This is a genomic window from Acinetobacter sp. ACNIH1 (assembly GCF_002934695.1).
GTDB classification, from domain to species: Bacteria; Pseudomonadota; Gammaproteobacteria; order Pseudomonadales; family Moraxellaceae; genus Acinetobacter; species Acinetobacter variabilis.
Window position 1 is genome coordinate 2044054 of the sequence record NZ_CP026420.1, and the last position, 14642, is coordinate 2058695.

Below are 14642 nucleotides of genomic sequence, written 5' to 3' on the forward strand. Positions count from 1 at the left end.
ATTTGTAGTATAAAGGGCTGATTATTCAGCCCTTTCTTTTTTAGCTAACGGGACTCTCATATCTACCAAATAAGGAGGAAATAGTATTCCAACACGTTTATTTTTTTCATTAAATCCTAATCTAGCAGTACTTAAAAGATGTTCAATTTGCGGTCTAATTTTTACATCTAATTTACTCAAAATATAGTTTATAAAATTTTTCACAACTTCGTATTCATCATAAATAGACGCTATATTCATCGTTCGAATTGAAACACCTATACTCTTTTCCCAAAAATCTTCATATTCCTCAAAAATAGGCATTTTATTATCAAAATATACGCTGCCAAATGCTTGTTTATTAACAATTACATTCCCATGAAGTAAATCATTCCTTTCATTCATCAAAGTATGAAACCTTTTACACTCCTCTGTTGTATAATCAACATTAGATGAAAATCCATTACAATTTAAATGCAATGATTGAACTCTAATATCTATAGGCTGTCTAAGAGTAGTTTGATAGAGTCTGTCATTTGATTTAATTTCAGGCTTAGCTAATATAAATAATAAGAAATTTACAAAAGATTCTGCCATAACAGGCAACATAGCTCTTAAACCAAAGACTTGCCCAACTGCAAAATCATATTTTTGAAGTGTTTGTGTCCATTTTTCTTTAACTTCCTCAAACTCCAATTGATTTTGAGTGATCTTTAAATCTATACGATCTTGCTCTAAGTTTAAATTCAGCTCATTTAACTTTATAAAACTTTGTTCAATCGTAGACTTAATACGATAATACGGATTAATAAATTCAGTCCATTTTTCCAATGACTTTTTAGTTATAGATATACCTTGTCCATAATTTTTAAAATCTCCTTTGATTTGGCTAATGAAGTCGAACTTATTTAGTCCTAACTCGATAACTTCACCACTAACATGTATTTCTGTTCTGAAATTATGTCCTTGAATATGAACTAGTCCTTTAGGGGAATCTAACATCCAATCCCAATGAATTAAATTATCTGAATCATCATTTTTTAATATTGTTAAAATTCCATTGGGATCACCATATTTTGCTGATAAATAGCAAAATAAATCAATTGGTTTGATCTCATTTGTGATTTCCCAAATTTCGCCTTTTTTTGAACTATCATTTAATTTTCTTTTATCTAATAATTCTACAATGTCTAAAGGATTAAATTCTTGTAATTCCAAGAAAAAATTTTCCATTTAATTATCCAAATAACATAACTCCTTGTGATAATACATTTTTCTATTATTTATCAAAAGGCTAGACCGTCACTTAAAGATAATTTTTTTCATAGTTCAAACCCTCACCCCAGCCCTCTCCCATAGGGAGAGGGAGCGTTATTTGATTTAATTCTTGTATGAATTTCACAATGGATTCCCCTCTCCTTTTAGGAGAGGGTTAGGGAGAGGTGCTTTTATTTTAGAAACCCTCTTCCCCGCCTTCTCCCATAGGGAGAGGGAGCGTCATTTGATTTAATGCCTACATGGATTTCAAAATGGATTCCCCTCTCCTTTTAGGAGAGGGTTAGGGAGAGGTGCTTTTATTTTAGAAACCCTCTTCCCCGCCTTCTCCCATAGGGAGAGGGAGCGTCATTTGATTTAATGCCTACATGGATTTCAAAATGGAGTTCCCTCTCCTTTTAGGAGAGGGTTAGGGAGAGGTGCTTTTAAATTTCTTTCATTATAAATTCTACCCTCACCCTAGCCCTCTCCCTGAGGGAAAAGGAGCCTTCATTACTCATCCTTTTTTCAGTTGTGAACACACCTGCCATAAGTCTTCTAAAACCACATCCGTCCTCCCCAACACATCATGATTCCAATAGCGCACGACCGTTAAACCTAAAGCCTCTAAAAACTTAGTCCGTTCAACATCATATTCTTTTGCATCATCCGTTCCATGCTGACCGCCATCTGACTCAACAACCAAACTAATTTCATGACAGTAAAAATCTACAATATAAGGTGTAATCACATGTTGACGACGGAATTTCAGATTCATAAAACGTTTGGCACGAAGCAGTTGCCACATGAGGTGTTCTGCATCGGTGGCGGTGTGGCGCATGGATTTTGCGAATTCTAATAATTGGGGTTCTATTTTCATTTTATTTCTTCTTAATATAATTCTTATTATATGATACATAATGGAATTCCCTCTCCTCTTAGGAGATGAGCAGCACTGCTGCGCAAGGGAGAGGTTTGCTTTAATTCACTACACATATTCCACAAATCCTCCAACACCACATCCGTCCGCTCTCCTCCTAGGAGAGGGTTAGGGAGAGGTAATTCTAATTAAGTTAAAGCATCCCATGCCTTAAAAATATCTCTAATCCACTCACCTTTTTAATATACATCAGGCGTTCTTTTTCTACTTTAATCTGCTGCTTTATAGTAGAAGTATCTTCATCAATTTGCTTATACAGATCAGCAATTTGAACTTTTCCCTTTGCTTTTTTTACTGCAATTCTGGTTTTCGATGACCAGACCAATCTATGAATTAAGGTATCAATCTGTTCTTGTAACTTCTGGCTCTGCACATCCAAAGCCAGTTGATACAGCTTGACTTGCTCTGCACTTAAACTCTTTTGCGAAGGATCTCGATCTTGCTCAATCTGAAGCTGCATTTTTAGTAAAGCAAACAGATCCTGTTCTGCATAGGCCTCGTTGGCACGTTGCAACAATTCAGTCTTTTTAATCTTCTTTACATCATTCGCTTCACGATCCGGATGAATCGCCGCAGCAATCTTTAAATATACAGATTTCACTGACTGCTCTGCCATCGCAGCCGCCTGTTCCTGTTTTTCCTGCTGGCGTTTTAGTTTGGCCTGCTCGCGGATTTGCTGAAAATGATCAGAGGCCCATTCTTCAAATCCCTCAGCATCAGCCGGATCTGGGACATTTTCATTCTTAAAAAACCTTTCCAGTTCATTGGTCTTTTTTTGGCTTTTTCTGAATTGAGCATGTTCAGCGCGTTGCTGATAATAGATGAAGATTTCATTGACCTTATTGGCTTCTTGCGCTGACATCGCTTGAGAATCTTGCAGATAATCTGCCAGGTATTGAATCTTCTCATCCAGCACTATCAACTCGGCCTTGGTGAAATCTGTTTCCTGTAAATGCGTCCAGAGCTGTTCGAGCTGCTCAAACAACACACCATGCAATTCATGATAGACCGGCATGAAAGTTTTATGAGTATATTGCTGTAGGTCTTCTTCAGCCTGTTGCCATTGTTTTAACTCCAACTTCTGCTGTTCGATTTTATCAATCAGACGATCCAGCTTCTTCTGCTGTGGCGAAAGCGCTGTGAATGGCTGGATCATGGTTTTTAAGTCAAAGAGCATGGCAGCAGAAAGACCCAAGGAAATCTTATCTATATTAATTCTTTCAGCATTCGCCACAAAGTTCTTTTCACCTTAGGCTATTGAAATTTGTATCAGAATTAAAAAAAGCAGAACTAAGTCTGCTTTCTCATCCAGATTTTTGTTATTCCAGTACCACACGGCCATTTAAGGACTGCACTGGACGGTTATTTGGATGTCCCATTAACTTGGAAAATTCTGAAATCTGTGTCGCAGAAGCCTGCTGGATTTCTTTCAGAATCAACCAGCGCACGCCTTCGGAACATGGTGGTGTGGTCAGTGAACCGCTAAAGCGATAATAATCCAGATTCTTAGGCAACATCTCATTTACAGGTTGCGGGTTCTTCAAGACGACTTTTTCACCTTGCTTTTTCGGCAAGCGGTTCCACATACGTTTTAGCATCGGATTTTCTGTACCTTGCTCAAACATCATCGCCACTACAGCAAGTTCACCTTGAGCATTGGCATGGACAAAATGAATCTCTAGAGGATAGCTCTTGCCTTTAATCAGGTTCTCACTTGGGCTATGCAGATGAAACTGTTTCAGCACAAAAGTTTCACCATCCAGCTGTAATTCTCCGCCTTGAGCAAAGTCTACCTGAACGGTATGACCTTTATTTTCGATTGCGTGAATCATGGTGTTATAGCTAAACTTGAGCGGTTCCAGTTCGGCTTTGACAGTTCGTTCGATATTGATTGGTGACTGGTTCAGTCCATTACAGGCTGAATATTTCTGGTTTAGAGTCGACCATTGCTCAGGCTGCGTATAGTTCCAGTCTGTATCTGCAAATACCGCTGTACTTAAGCCCATAACCGTTAAAAGCGTGAATATCTTTTTCACAATACATCCTTTCTTGGAAGTCAAAATCAATATTTTTAATTTAAAAAACAGATTTTTAGCTTGATCTAATCACTATATTTTTCAGGCCACAACATACAGAAATTTATAAGTATCAAGTTATTTGATTACAAATCATTAAATAGTTCTCATTATTCCTAGGAAATTGCTCAGATTTTATCTTGATATATTTCAGTAGGATATTATTTGTACTGATTGAAAGTCATACAAAGAAAAATGTGAACTGGTTCAAATTTATTCTGTTGAATAATCAATCAATATTTACATGAAATATCTATCTTATTTTCTTAAAATCGCTATATCTTTTACTCATAGCGATCACATTCAAAAAATATAATTTATTTTTATTCAAAAACTTACACAATTACAGCAGCAAACTAACAGCCGAGATTGCTAGACTTAGAACAAAGAGTGATCTGGAATAATAACAATGGACTGGGCCACCATATTTATAAATGATACGACCTGGGAATTTGCCACAGAGATTTTGCTGCGCTGTGTAGTCATGTACGCGATGATTATCCTGTTTCTGCGGCTGACAGGTAAACGTGGGGTACGACAACTTTCGATCTTTGAAGTCACCATCATTCTTGCCTTAGGTTCTATTGCCGGCGATCCGATGTTTACAGAAGATCTTCCCCTGATTCAGGCAGCACTGATCATGTCGGTGATCATTTTCCTGTATCGTCTGACCACCTGGCTCATGATGAAATTTCAATGGTTTGAAGACCTGCTCGAAGGCAAACCGATTCATATTGTGGAAGATGGTTTACTGGTCATTGATGAAATTAAAAAAGGCAAAATGTCTCATGATGAATTCTTTGCTGAGATGCGTCAGCAAGGCATTGAGCATTTGGGTCAGGTGCGCTTAGGTTTACTGGAAACAGATGGTAAATTCAGTATTCTATATTTCCATCCAGATGATGTTCGGCATGGGCTCCCGCTTTTCCCTAAATCCTGCTGCATTGTCAAAGAAGTCAAGCCAGAAGAGCTTTATGCCTGTATTTATTGCGGTCAAGTCCAGCATTTAAAAGAAGCAGAACAAACTTGTCCACGCTGTCATTCTCATCAATGGGCAAAAGCCATGAATAGCCACCGGATTACTTAAAGCTGCTTAAGCCGCTGCAAATGATCAAAGATTTCTGGTAATTGCTGAATCTTATATTGAATATGTCCGGCATCCGGATGGAAACCTTGCATCCACAAAGCATGCATACCTGCGGCTGTTGCGCCTTGAACATCATTGACAGGATGATCACCAATATAAAGACATTGTTCTGGCTGTACGCCTAAACGCTCTGCGGTAATCTGGAAAATTTCCGGTTGCGGTTTATTAAAGCCGACCAGACCTGAACTGATAATCTCATCAAAATACTCTGCAATACCTAAACCGCGAATGGTATTTAATCGGGTCTCATGTCCGCCATTGGATACAATGGCCAAGCGATAACCTTCAGTTTTAAGCTGTTTTAATACTTGCCCTGCTTGCGGCATCTCTACGGCGAAACGTCCAAACTCGCTGAACCAGAACTGCGCTAGCTCCTCTAGATCTGGTGGAGTTAACCAGGATAATTCCTGCAACAATGCATATGCAGCTGAAGCGCCAATACTGCCATGAGTCAGCAATTCCTTTTTCGGATAACCGCCATTATCAATGCGTCGTACAATTTCGATAATTTTCTCAAGCTCAACCTGTGCAAATGCTGAAGCATAATATTCTGCCAGATAACGGCTATAGGCCTGTGTCGTCAGGTCACGATGCGTCAAGGTATTGTCAAGATCGAATAAAACAGCTTGAATGGTCATAATTTAAAAAGGAATAGAGGATTTTCTGTCATGGTAACAGCTGGGAACTTTCAGGATTAGACCTAAAATTGCTAAGTTTTGTTGTTTCAGGCATAAAAAAGCGATGCCGAAGCACCGCTTTTATTTTGTTCTAAAATTAGAACTTGTATTCGACGCCTGTACCAACCACTGGTTGTTTAGTTTCTAATGAACCTTGTTCAAGTGTTAGATAACCTGCATAGCCATAAGCTTTGACTTGTTTAGAGAAAGCATAGTCTGCACCAACAATAATTTGTTGTGCTTCATAATCAGCTTTAGCCGTAGTAAATTCAGTCGTGTTCTGGCTATATTGACCTTTTACTGTCCAGTTTTTTGCATTTGGCAGGTTGTATTCTGCACCAATTAACCAGCCTTGTGCATCATCAATAGATGCAGCTGCAGCATCATTACCTGCAACACCTTCAACTTCTGAAGTTTGGTATAAAGCACGTAGAGACAGACCACCATCAAGGTTTACACGACCAATCGCACGAATAGTGTTCGCTGCAGCAAATGCACTACCTGCTACCCCACCTGTTACTTCCGGAGCAGAAGCATTTACAAAACCACGACCTGCAAAGTTTGATGGAATCGCTTTGTCATAACCAAGACCTAAAACTACAGGTTTGCTGTCATAGACTACAGATGCTGACCATGCATCGCCTAAACCACGGCCTGCAACTTTAGAACCACCATTGGATTTAGATACACCACTCGCTTCACCAGTTGCTAATAGTGCAGTCGCTTTAAGTTTACCTTCACCTACCGCAAGAGCTGGAGCTTCATAAACTACAACGTTATCAATACGGTTTTCACCAGTAAAAATACCTGCGACATCGGCTTTATTATCAATATAGTTATTAAAAGTATCTACAACCGCAGAAAGCTGTTTTACAGGCGTATCAATTTTACCTACTTTTAAAGCACCCAGTTTTTCATCTTTTAAACCAACAAAGATATTACGCGGTACAAAAGTATCATTACCCTCGCCACCCTGACCATCATCTGTATAGAAGGTTAATTCAGCTTGATAAAGTGCGCTTAAACGGTCAGTCAGTTTTTCATCACCTTTAATACCGATGAATGAATTATTGCTATTTAATTCTACAACGTCACGGTTCTTACCTACATTGTCTTCAGGTAGGTAATCTGCAGTTACGTCAATTTCACCATAGAAAGTTGGTGCTGCAAATGTAGTCCCCGCTAAAAGGCTGAGTGCGATTGCTGTTGCTAACTTAGTTTTCATTAAAAAATCCTTTAACTTATTTTGTTACAAATAATACACACGGCGCCTATATTACAAAATTATTAAAAAAATATTTACATATTCTTTTTAATACTTTAGGTGGGGAGTCAATTAACCTATTTATTCATAAGAGATTTTAAATATTTTTTGCTACTTTCATCCATCGGAAAATAGGAATCAGGCAAAAAATCGCGATGATTACGATCAAATTTAGATAGTTTTGGTAACCCAAAGCGTCCCCTAGTAGCCCGCTCAGGCTATAAAGTCCCCCGCTTATAGTAGCCATCAAGGCGACCTGAAAGGTGAAATCAGTCCCTGCCAGATGCTTGCGACTGTATTGCATCACCAAGGTCAACATAACGACTAAGAGCATGGCCGATATCATATCCTCGACAGCATTAATGAGATAAATGATCCAGTTTGCTACTTTGTTTTGGACTTCATATTGTGCAGCCAGCCAGGCATAAGCGATTAGACTGAGTATTTTCAGAATAGAGAAAATCATTAAGCTCCAGCTACGAGACCAGTATTTCAAACACCAGCCAGCTAGCCCTGCGCCAATCAACGCTGCAAAAGCGCCGAGCATGGTGACATAAATACCAATCTGGCTAAAACTCAGTCCCAAATCGACCATCAAAGGTTTTAATAATGGCCCAGACAGACCATCCGCCACTTTAAAGGTTAGTAAAACCAGCAGCCATTTCGCCAAGGTATAATCAGCTAAAAAATATTGAAAATAAGCTTTGATTCTAGTCCGAGCAGGTAATTTTTCAGATGATGAAGAAATCATCTTTTGGTGATCCGGCTCTTTAAACCATAACACCGGTAAAGTATTCAGAAAGACCAGAGCTGCCAGCAGCAAAAAGGTCATCTGCCAATGCAAAAAATCGAGTAACCACAGGATTGCCCCGCCTCCAACAATAAAGCCCAAGCGGGAGCCAATCACCTGAAAGGTATTGCCCCAGTGCTGTTGTTCATTTTTTAGAATATTGACTGCCAGTCCATCTGTAGCAATATCCTGAGTAGCGCCGATCCCATTCATCACTAACAACGTGATAAAAAAGGTCAGCAGAAACAGGGGCTGGTTTAAGGCTTGGATCGGCAAGAAGGACAGCCCAATCAGTACAGCGACAGAAAGCCATTGCAAAGGAATAATCCAGCTTCGATAATGACCTCTAGCTTTTGATCCATGGCGATCAACTAAAGGTGCCCAGAAGATTTTAATCGACCATGGCAGCATGAGCAGGCCAAAGCCACCAATATGTGCCAGAGATACGCCTTCAGCTCGCAGAATGACCGGCAAGGCATGGGTCATAAATCCGACCGGAAGCCCCTGTGCCCAATATAGGGAAAACAATAAAATATAAGTATTCCGCATATTCAGCGCAGGTCCTTAAGGTAAAAATGCTAAAAGCATCCATCATCGCTATACATTTTGCCAATGATCCAGATTTTACAACAGTCTAATATGATCAAAAATAAAGAAAAATACGTTTCAGGATGAGACATCGATGAGTACAACACGTTTCCCAAAACTCCCTCCATTGGTTCCCTCCCGCGGAGGTAAACTGAGCCAAACCCTGTTTAAACAGCTATTTTTGGCTCAAGGCTGGCAGCTCAAAGGCGAGTTCCCTAACCTGCCTAAAGCAGTAGCGATTATTTCCCCGCATACCTCGAATATCGATGCCTGGCTAGGTTTTAATGCCCTACTTGGTCTGGATATTCAGATTACGATTTTTGGTAAAGACAGCCTGTTTCGTACTCCGCTTAAACCCATTCTGGAATGGATCGGTGTGGTTCCTGTAGTACGCGATACACCGCAAGGCCACACCCGACAAATTGTTGATGTGATTAATAAGACAGACCGAATCTGGGTAGGTATGGTACCGGAAGGTTCTCGCAAGGCGCCAGAAAAAATCCGCAGTGGTTTTTATCATATTGCCAAGGCAGCCCATTTGCCGATTGTGATGTTTTCCTTTGACTATGACATCAAGACCGTTCATATCCTCGGTGTATATCACCTGACAGGTGATTATGAATATGATCTGGAACAGATCTATAAGTATTATGAAGGTAAATTTTCGGCCAAAAATCCGGATTGGGTCGCCAAGCCGTTACAAAAGCTTTTGAAAAAAGACTAGGCAAAACTGGCTTTTTTTGATGTGATAGCCTGAATTTTGTTGATTTAATCGCCAGTTTTTTATAATGAAATTAACCCGTTATGCTCTGATTGGCTGCTTGGGTTTAAGCCTTGCAGCATGTGATAAAGCTACTAAAACCCCAACAACCTCTACTCCTCTTCAGGCTCGTGAACCTGTGGTGGCTATTGCGCTTGGTGGTGGCGGTGCCAAAGGCTTTGCCCATATCGGGGTACTCAAAGTCCTCGAATCGCACGGCATCAAACCGAAGATTGTTACTGGAACCAGTGCCGGAAGCTTCGTGGGTAGCCTGTATGCCAGCGGCAAATCTCCTTATCAGTTGCAGCAAATCGCCTTGAACTTTAAAGAATCCGATATTCGTGATTTAACCCTGAACCGCCAAGGGATTATTGCCGGACAGAAACTGCAGGATTTCGTCAATAAAAATGTGGCGAATAAACCGATTGAACAGTTCCCGATTCGCTTCGCGGCAGTGGCAACCCGCCTAGACAATGGCCGTAAAGCTGACTTTATCAAAGGCAATGCCGGACAAGCCGTGCGTGCCTCTTGCAGTATTCCGAATGTCTTTGTGCCCGCTGTAATTGGCGGTACAAAATATGTCGATGGCGGTCTGGTTAGTCCAATTCCAGTAAAAACGGCCAAAGATATGGGAGCAGATATTGTTATTGCCGTAGATATATCTGCACGTCCGGACAGCAATAAAGCACTCAACATGTGGGGCGTACTGGACCAGACTATTAATATTATGGGTCAGCAAAGTATCAATGAAGAACTCAGGCAAGCTAATATCGTGATCCAGCCTAAAGTAGGTCATATTGGTACGCTGGATTTAAAAGCCAGCAATGAGACCATTCTTGAAGGTGAAAAAGCCGCGCAACTGAAAATCCGTTCAATTGAAAAAGCCATCAGTGATTTTAGGCAGTCTCCGGCTGCATTCAAGCCTGCACGACCGGCAAAATTTTAATCAGAAATTTTTTATATTCATCTGCTGCAGCATCTGCTACATTGGAAGTAAATCATATAAAGATGATGATTAATTAAATACTTAGCAATATAGGTCACGATATGGAATTAGTTCTTGAACCTTGGCACTGGTTTGTATTGGGAATACTTCTTATTCTGTCAGAATTACTCCTGCCCGCTTTTGCTGCCCTCTGGTTCGGGATTGGTGCCATTATGGTCGGCATTCTGTACTGGATGTTCCCGATGATGGGACTGACCACCCAGATCCTGACCTGGATCATCCTGTCTGTTCTTTGTACCTTGCTCTGGTTCAAGTTTATCAAGCCGCTTTCTATCGACAAGACCAAAGCCGGCTTGTCGCGTGAGGCCACTATTGGCCAAATTGGCATGGTGATTCAGACCGATCTTGAACAGGATCAGATTCGGGTTCGTTTTCCGCTACCGGTTCTAGGCTCGGATGAATGGGATTGCCGTGCTCTGGATAAAGTTCAGGTTGGGGATCGTGTCCGTGTTGTCGATATTCTGGGAAATGACCTGGTTGTACAGCCCCACAGCACTCAATATCAAAACGAAAAAGGTGAATAAATTATGTCTGCTGGCACTATCATTGTTATTGCGTTCTTGGCCTTTGTTGCGATTACCATTTTTAAAGGTGTACGGATTGTTCCACAAGGCTATAAATGGATTGTGCAACGTCTGGGTAAATATCACATCACGCTTAATCCTGGCCTGAATTTTGTCATTCCTTACGTAGATGAAGTGGCTTATAAAGTCACCACCAAAGATATCGTTCTGGATATTCCTTCTCAAGAGGTAATTACCCGCGATAACGCCGTCTTGCTGATGAATGCGGTGGCTTATATCAACCTGACAACTCCTGAAAAAGCGGTGTACGGGATTGAGAACTACTCATGGGCAATTCAGAACCTGGTACAAACTTCGCTACGTTCAATCGTAGGTGAAATGGATCTGGATGATGCCTTATCTTCGCGTGATCATATCAAGGCACGTTTAAAGTCCAGCATTTCTGATGATATTTCAGACTGGGGAATCACCTTAAAGACGGTTGAAATCCAGGATATCAAACCTTCTGTAACCATGCAGACAGCCATGGAAGAACAGGCAGCGGCAGAGCGTCAACGTCGTGCAACCGTCACTAAAGCGGATGGTGAAAAACAGGCCGCCATTCTGGAAGCTGATGGTCGTCTGGAAGCGTCACGTCGTGATGCAGAAGCGCAAGTCGTACTGGCAGAATCTTCACAGCGTGCGATTGATATGGTGAGTCAGGCAATTGGCGATAAGGAAATTCCTGTGGCTTATCTGTTGGGTGAACAATATGTCAAAGCCATGCAGGATATGGCCAAGTCTCCAAATGCCAAGACTGTGGTCTTGCCTGCCGATGTGCTGAATACCATTCGCGGTGTGATGGGACGTCACTAAATTTCAGAGATACTTCACAATAGGCAGCCAATTGGTTGCCTATTTTCTTTCAAAATAAGAAAATCTCAGCAAAGATTGTGAATTTATGGTTAAATTTCGCGTTTATTTTTGAAATCCTCTGGATTCGATGTTGCCTGGCTTTCGGATTAAAGTCTTTCGCATCTGTCATAATCCTTGTTTCGATCTACTGTCCAACTTAAAAATGGATACCGTATGAGCTCCCTAAATCCAACCTTAATTACCTTTCTTTTTTATATTGTCGGCATGGTCGTAATTGGCCTGATGGCATACCGCGCGACAAACAACTTTTCTGATTACATCTTAGGGGGCCGACGTTTAGGTAGTTTCGTAACTGCACTTTCTGCAGGGGCTTCCGACATGAGTGGCTGGCTGCTGATGGGCTTGCCGGGCGCAATTTATCTTTCAGGTTTGTCCGAAATGTGGATTGCGATTGGTCTGATTATCGGTGCCTGGCTGAACTGGCTGCTGGTTGCGGGCCGTTTACGGGTCCATACCGAAGTCCAGCACAATGCCCTGACCCTGCCGGATTATTTCTCGAACCGTTTTAATGATCAGAAAAAAGTGCTGCGTGTGGTTTCGGCATTTGTCATTCTGATTTTCTTTGCAATTTATTGTGCTTCAGGCATGGTGGCAGGTGCACGGCTGTTCGAAAGCATGTTCGACATGTCTTATAGTACAGCGCTCTGGATCAGTGCGATTGCAACCATCAGTTATGTGTTTATTGGCGGCTTCCTGGCAGTCAGCTGGACCGATACCATTCAGGCAACCCTGATGATCTTCGCCCTGCTTCTTACGCCAATCGTAACCATCCTGACTTTTTCAGATATGTCGCAAGTTACGCTCGCTTTGGAAGCCGCACGTCCACAGGCCATGAACTTGGTCGGTGATCTGAGTACCATCGCGATCCTGTCATTAATGGCATGGGGTTTGGGTTATTTTGGTCAGCCGCATATTTTAGTGCGTTTCATGGCCGCCGATTCAGTGAAGTCGATCCCAAATGCACGCCGTATCGGGATGACCTGGATGACGCTTTGTTTGGGTGGTGCAGTGGCCGCAGGTTTCTTTGGTATTGCCTATTTCCAGCAACATCCGGAACTCGCTGCTGTGGTGAATGCCAATCCTGAAACCGTATTTATGGAACTGACTAAAATTCTGTTCAATCCATGGATTGCCGGTGTGGTTCTGGCGGCAATTTTGGCCGCGGTGATGAGTACGCTTAGCTGTCAGTTACTGGTGTGTTCAAGTACCCTGACTGAAGACTTCTATAAATCATTCCTACGTAAAAATGCCTCACAAAAAGAACTGGTTTGGGTCGGTCGTTTGATGGTGCTTCTCATTGCTTTATTGGCAATCTGGATGGCTGGTAATCCTGAATCTAAAGTGCTGGGGCTGGTGGCGTATGCCTGGGCTGGTTTTGGTGCTGCTTTTGGTCCACTGATTATTCTGTCTCTGTTCTGGAAACGTATGACCTTGAATGGCGCTTTGGCAGGCATGATCGTTGGTGCATGTATGGTGATTCTGTGGAAGAATACTATTGGCGGAACAGGTCTTGGCTTTATTCCAGCCGGCATCTATGAAATTATTCCAGGCTTTATCTGTTCATGGATTGCGATTGTGGTTGTGAGTCTCTTAGGCAAAGCGCCAACAGCTGAAATTACGACACGCTTTGAACAGGCAGAACGTCTGTATAACGAAAGCAAATAATTCAATATAAAACAAAAAGAGGACTTTAAGTCCTCTTTTTTATGCTCGTTTTAAGCTAATTTCAAGAAGACTAGTTTTAAAATCAGCTTTTACGGGTCAGCAGGAACTGGGTAATCTGCATCAGGTCATCGGCTTGACTTTCAAAATGATTCAGTGCAGTCATGGCCTGATCATGTAATTGCTGTGCATAGGCTTGGGCTTTCTCTAAACCCATTAATGCTGGATAAGTTGACTTCTCCACCTGTTCATCCTTGCCCGCCGTTTTACCCAGCACTTCTGTATCAGAAATAATATCCAGAATATCGTCCTGCACCTGGAAAGCAAGACCAATCGCTTGCCCGAATTCACGCAATTTTGGAATGGCCAGATCAGTCCCTTCAAAGATCGTCACCGCTGCCATCATAATCGCTGCACTGATCAAGGCACCGGTTTTATTTCGGTGAATCGTCTCCAGTGCTTCCTGATCAATTTTTTTGCCTTCGGCCTGTAAATCCAGTACCTGACCATTGACCATTTTCGAGGAAGCAGTCGCCAGAATCTGCATCTGCTTCAAGACAATCGCAGGTTCTACTGCAGGCCCCTGATCAAACAGACGACTACCCAGAATTTCAAACGCCATAGATTGCAAAATATCACCCGCCAAAAGAGCCGTATCTTCACCAAAAGCAGCATGACAGGTTGGCTGACCACGACGTAACAAGTCATTGTCCATACATGGCAGATCATCATGTGCCAGTGAATAGCAATGAATAAACTCGATCGCAACTGCGGCACGGCGTACCGCAGCACTATTCTGATTCGGTTTTAAAGCGGCAGTGGCATAACAGAGTGCTGGACGTACCCGCTTTCCTCCTAGCATTACGGCATGATGTACTGCCGACTTTAACGGTTCCGGAATGGAAAAGGCTTCCAAAGCAGTCATTAAATCGTGTTGAATCCGTTGTTGTGCTTGAGTTAGTGCATGGGTTGATACGTCAGTGATAGATGACACATTCGCCTCGAATACGTAGCCAGAATAATAAAATGACAGTTTATAAGTGCCTGTCTGTTATCAGGCA

At 41.8% G+C, this 14642-nt stretch carries 14 protein-coding genes; 6 read left to right on the forward strand and 8 right to left on the reverse strand.

The window, feature by feature from the left end; translation table 11 throughout:
- Window positions 1–21: 21 nt before the first annotated feature.
- The 4 genes from C3F22_RS10035 to C3F22_RS10050 form a co-directional block, all read right to left on the reverse strand.
- Window positions 22–1212: a hypothetical protein gene (locus C3F22_RS10035; protein ID WP_005234524.1), complete on the reverse strand. Its 1191-nt coding sequence runs from the start codon at window positions 1210–1212 to the stop codon at window positions 22–24.
- Window positions 1213–1750: 538 nt separating this feature from the next.
- Window positions 1751–2113 (reverse strand): endonuclease domain-containing protein, encoded by a 363-nt coding sequence (locus C3F22_RS10040; RefSeq protein ID WP_034580853.1) that lies wholly within the window; start codon window positions 2111–2113, stop codon window positions 1751–1753.
- A gap of 193 nt (window positions 2114–2306) precedes the next feature.
- Entirely contained in the window at window positions 2307–3350 is a 1044-nt protein-coding gene (locus tag C3F22_RS10045) for a molecular chaperone DnaJ (RefSeq protein WP_104427013.1), read from the reverse strand.
- A gap of 142 nt (window positions 3351–3492) precedes the next feature.
- Complete coding sequence (locus C3F22_RS10050; RefSeq protein ID WP_104426478.1) at window positions 3493–4179, reverse strand: carbonic anhydrase; 687 nt, start codon at window positions 4177–4179, stop codon at window positions 3493–3495.
- Between the two features lie 478 nt (window positions 4180–4657).
- Between C3F22_RS10050 and C3F22_RS10055 the strand changes: the two genes are divergently transcribed.
- Entirely contained in the window at window positions 4658–5335 is a 678-nt protein-coding gene (locus C3F22_RS10055; protein WP_104426479.1) for a DUF421 domain-containing protein, read from the forward strand.
- Here C3F22_RS10055 and C3F22_RS10060 read toward each other — a convergent pair.
- From C3F22_RS10060 to C3F22_RS10070, 3 genes are all read right to left on the reverse strand, one after another.
- Window positions 5332–6033: an HAD family hydrolase gene (locus tag C3F22_RS10060; protein ID WP_104426480.1), complete on the reverse strand. Its 702-nt coding sequence runs from the start codon at window positions 6031–6033 to the stop codon at window positions 5332–5334. The genes C3F22_RS10055 and C3F22_RS10060 overlap by 4 nt on opposite strands.
- A 136-nt stretch (window positions 6034–6169) precedes the next feature.
- On the reverse strand, window positions 6170–7297 hold the full coding sequence (locus C3F22_RS10065) for a porin (protein WP_005234516.1): 1128 nt from the start codon (window positions 7295–7297) through the stop codon (window positions 6170–6172).
- 136 nt (window positions 7298–7433) lie between these two features.
- The gene (locus C3F22_RS10070) at window positions 7434–8675 is read right to left on the reverse strand and encodes an MFS transporter (protein ID WP_104426481.1); all 1242 of its coding nucleotides are present in this window, start codon (window positions 8673–8675) and stop codon (window positions 7434–7436) included.
- Between the two features lie 133 nt (window positions 8676–8808).
- On the opposite strand from C3F22_RS10070, the gene C3F22_RS10075 reads away from it, so the two are divergent.
- The 5 genes from C3F22_RS10075 to putP all read left to right on the forward strand — a co-directional run bounded on the left by C3F22_RS10075 (window position 8809) and on the right by putP (window position 13584).
- Window positions 8809–9438, forward strand: a complete 630-nt coding sequence (locus C3F22_RS10075) for a 1-acyl-sn-glycerol-3-phosphate acyltransferase (RefSeq protein WP_004783069.1) — start codon at window positions 8809–8811, stop codon at window positions 9436–9438.
- Between the two features lie 64 nt (window positions 9439–9502).
- The gene (locus tag C3F22_RS10080) at window positions 9503–10420 is read left to right on the forward strand and encodes a patatin-like phospholipase family protein (protein WP_004783071.1); all 918 of its coding nucleotides are present in this window, start codon (window positions 9503–9505) and stop codon (window positions 10418–10420) included.
- A gap of 101 nt (window positions 10421–10521) precedes the next feature.
- A complete protein-coding gene (locus C3F22_RS10085) occupies window positions 10522–11004 on the forward strand; it encodes an NfeD family protein (protein WP_004783073.1) in 483 nt (160 codons plus the stop codon).
- Between the two features lie 3 nt (window positions 11005–11007).
- Window positions 11008–11859 (forward strand): SPFH domain-containing protein, encoded by an 852-nt coding sequence (locus C3F22_RS10090; protein ID WP_004783074.1) that lies wholly within the window; start codon window positions 11008–11010, stop codon window positions 11857–11859.
- A 213-nt stretch (window positions 11860–12072) separates the two neighbouring features.
- A complete protein-coding gene (putP, locus tag C3F22_RS10095; protein WP_004783075.1) occupies window positions 12073–13584 on the forward strand; it encodes a sodium/proline symporter PutP in 1512 nt (503 codons plus the stop codon).
- A gap of 82 nt (window positions 13585–13666) precedes the next feature.
- On the opposite strand, the gene C3F22_RS10100 is transcribed toward putP, so the two are convergent.
- Complete coding sequence (locus tag C3F22_RS10100; protein ID WP_004783076.1) at window positions 13667–14575, reverse strand: polyprenyl synthetase family protein; 909 nt, start codon at window positions 14573–14575, stop codon at window positions 13667–13669.
- Window positions 14576–14642: the final 67 nt, after the last annotated feature.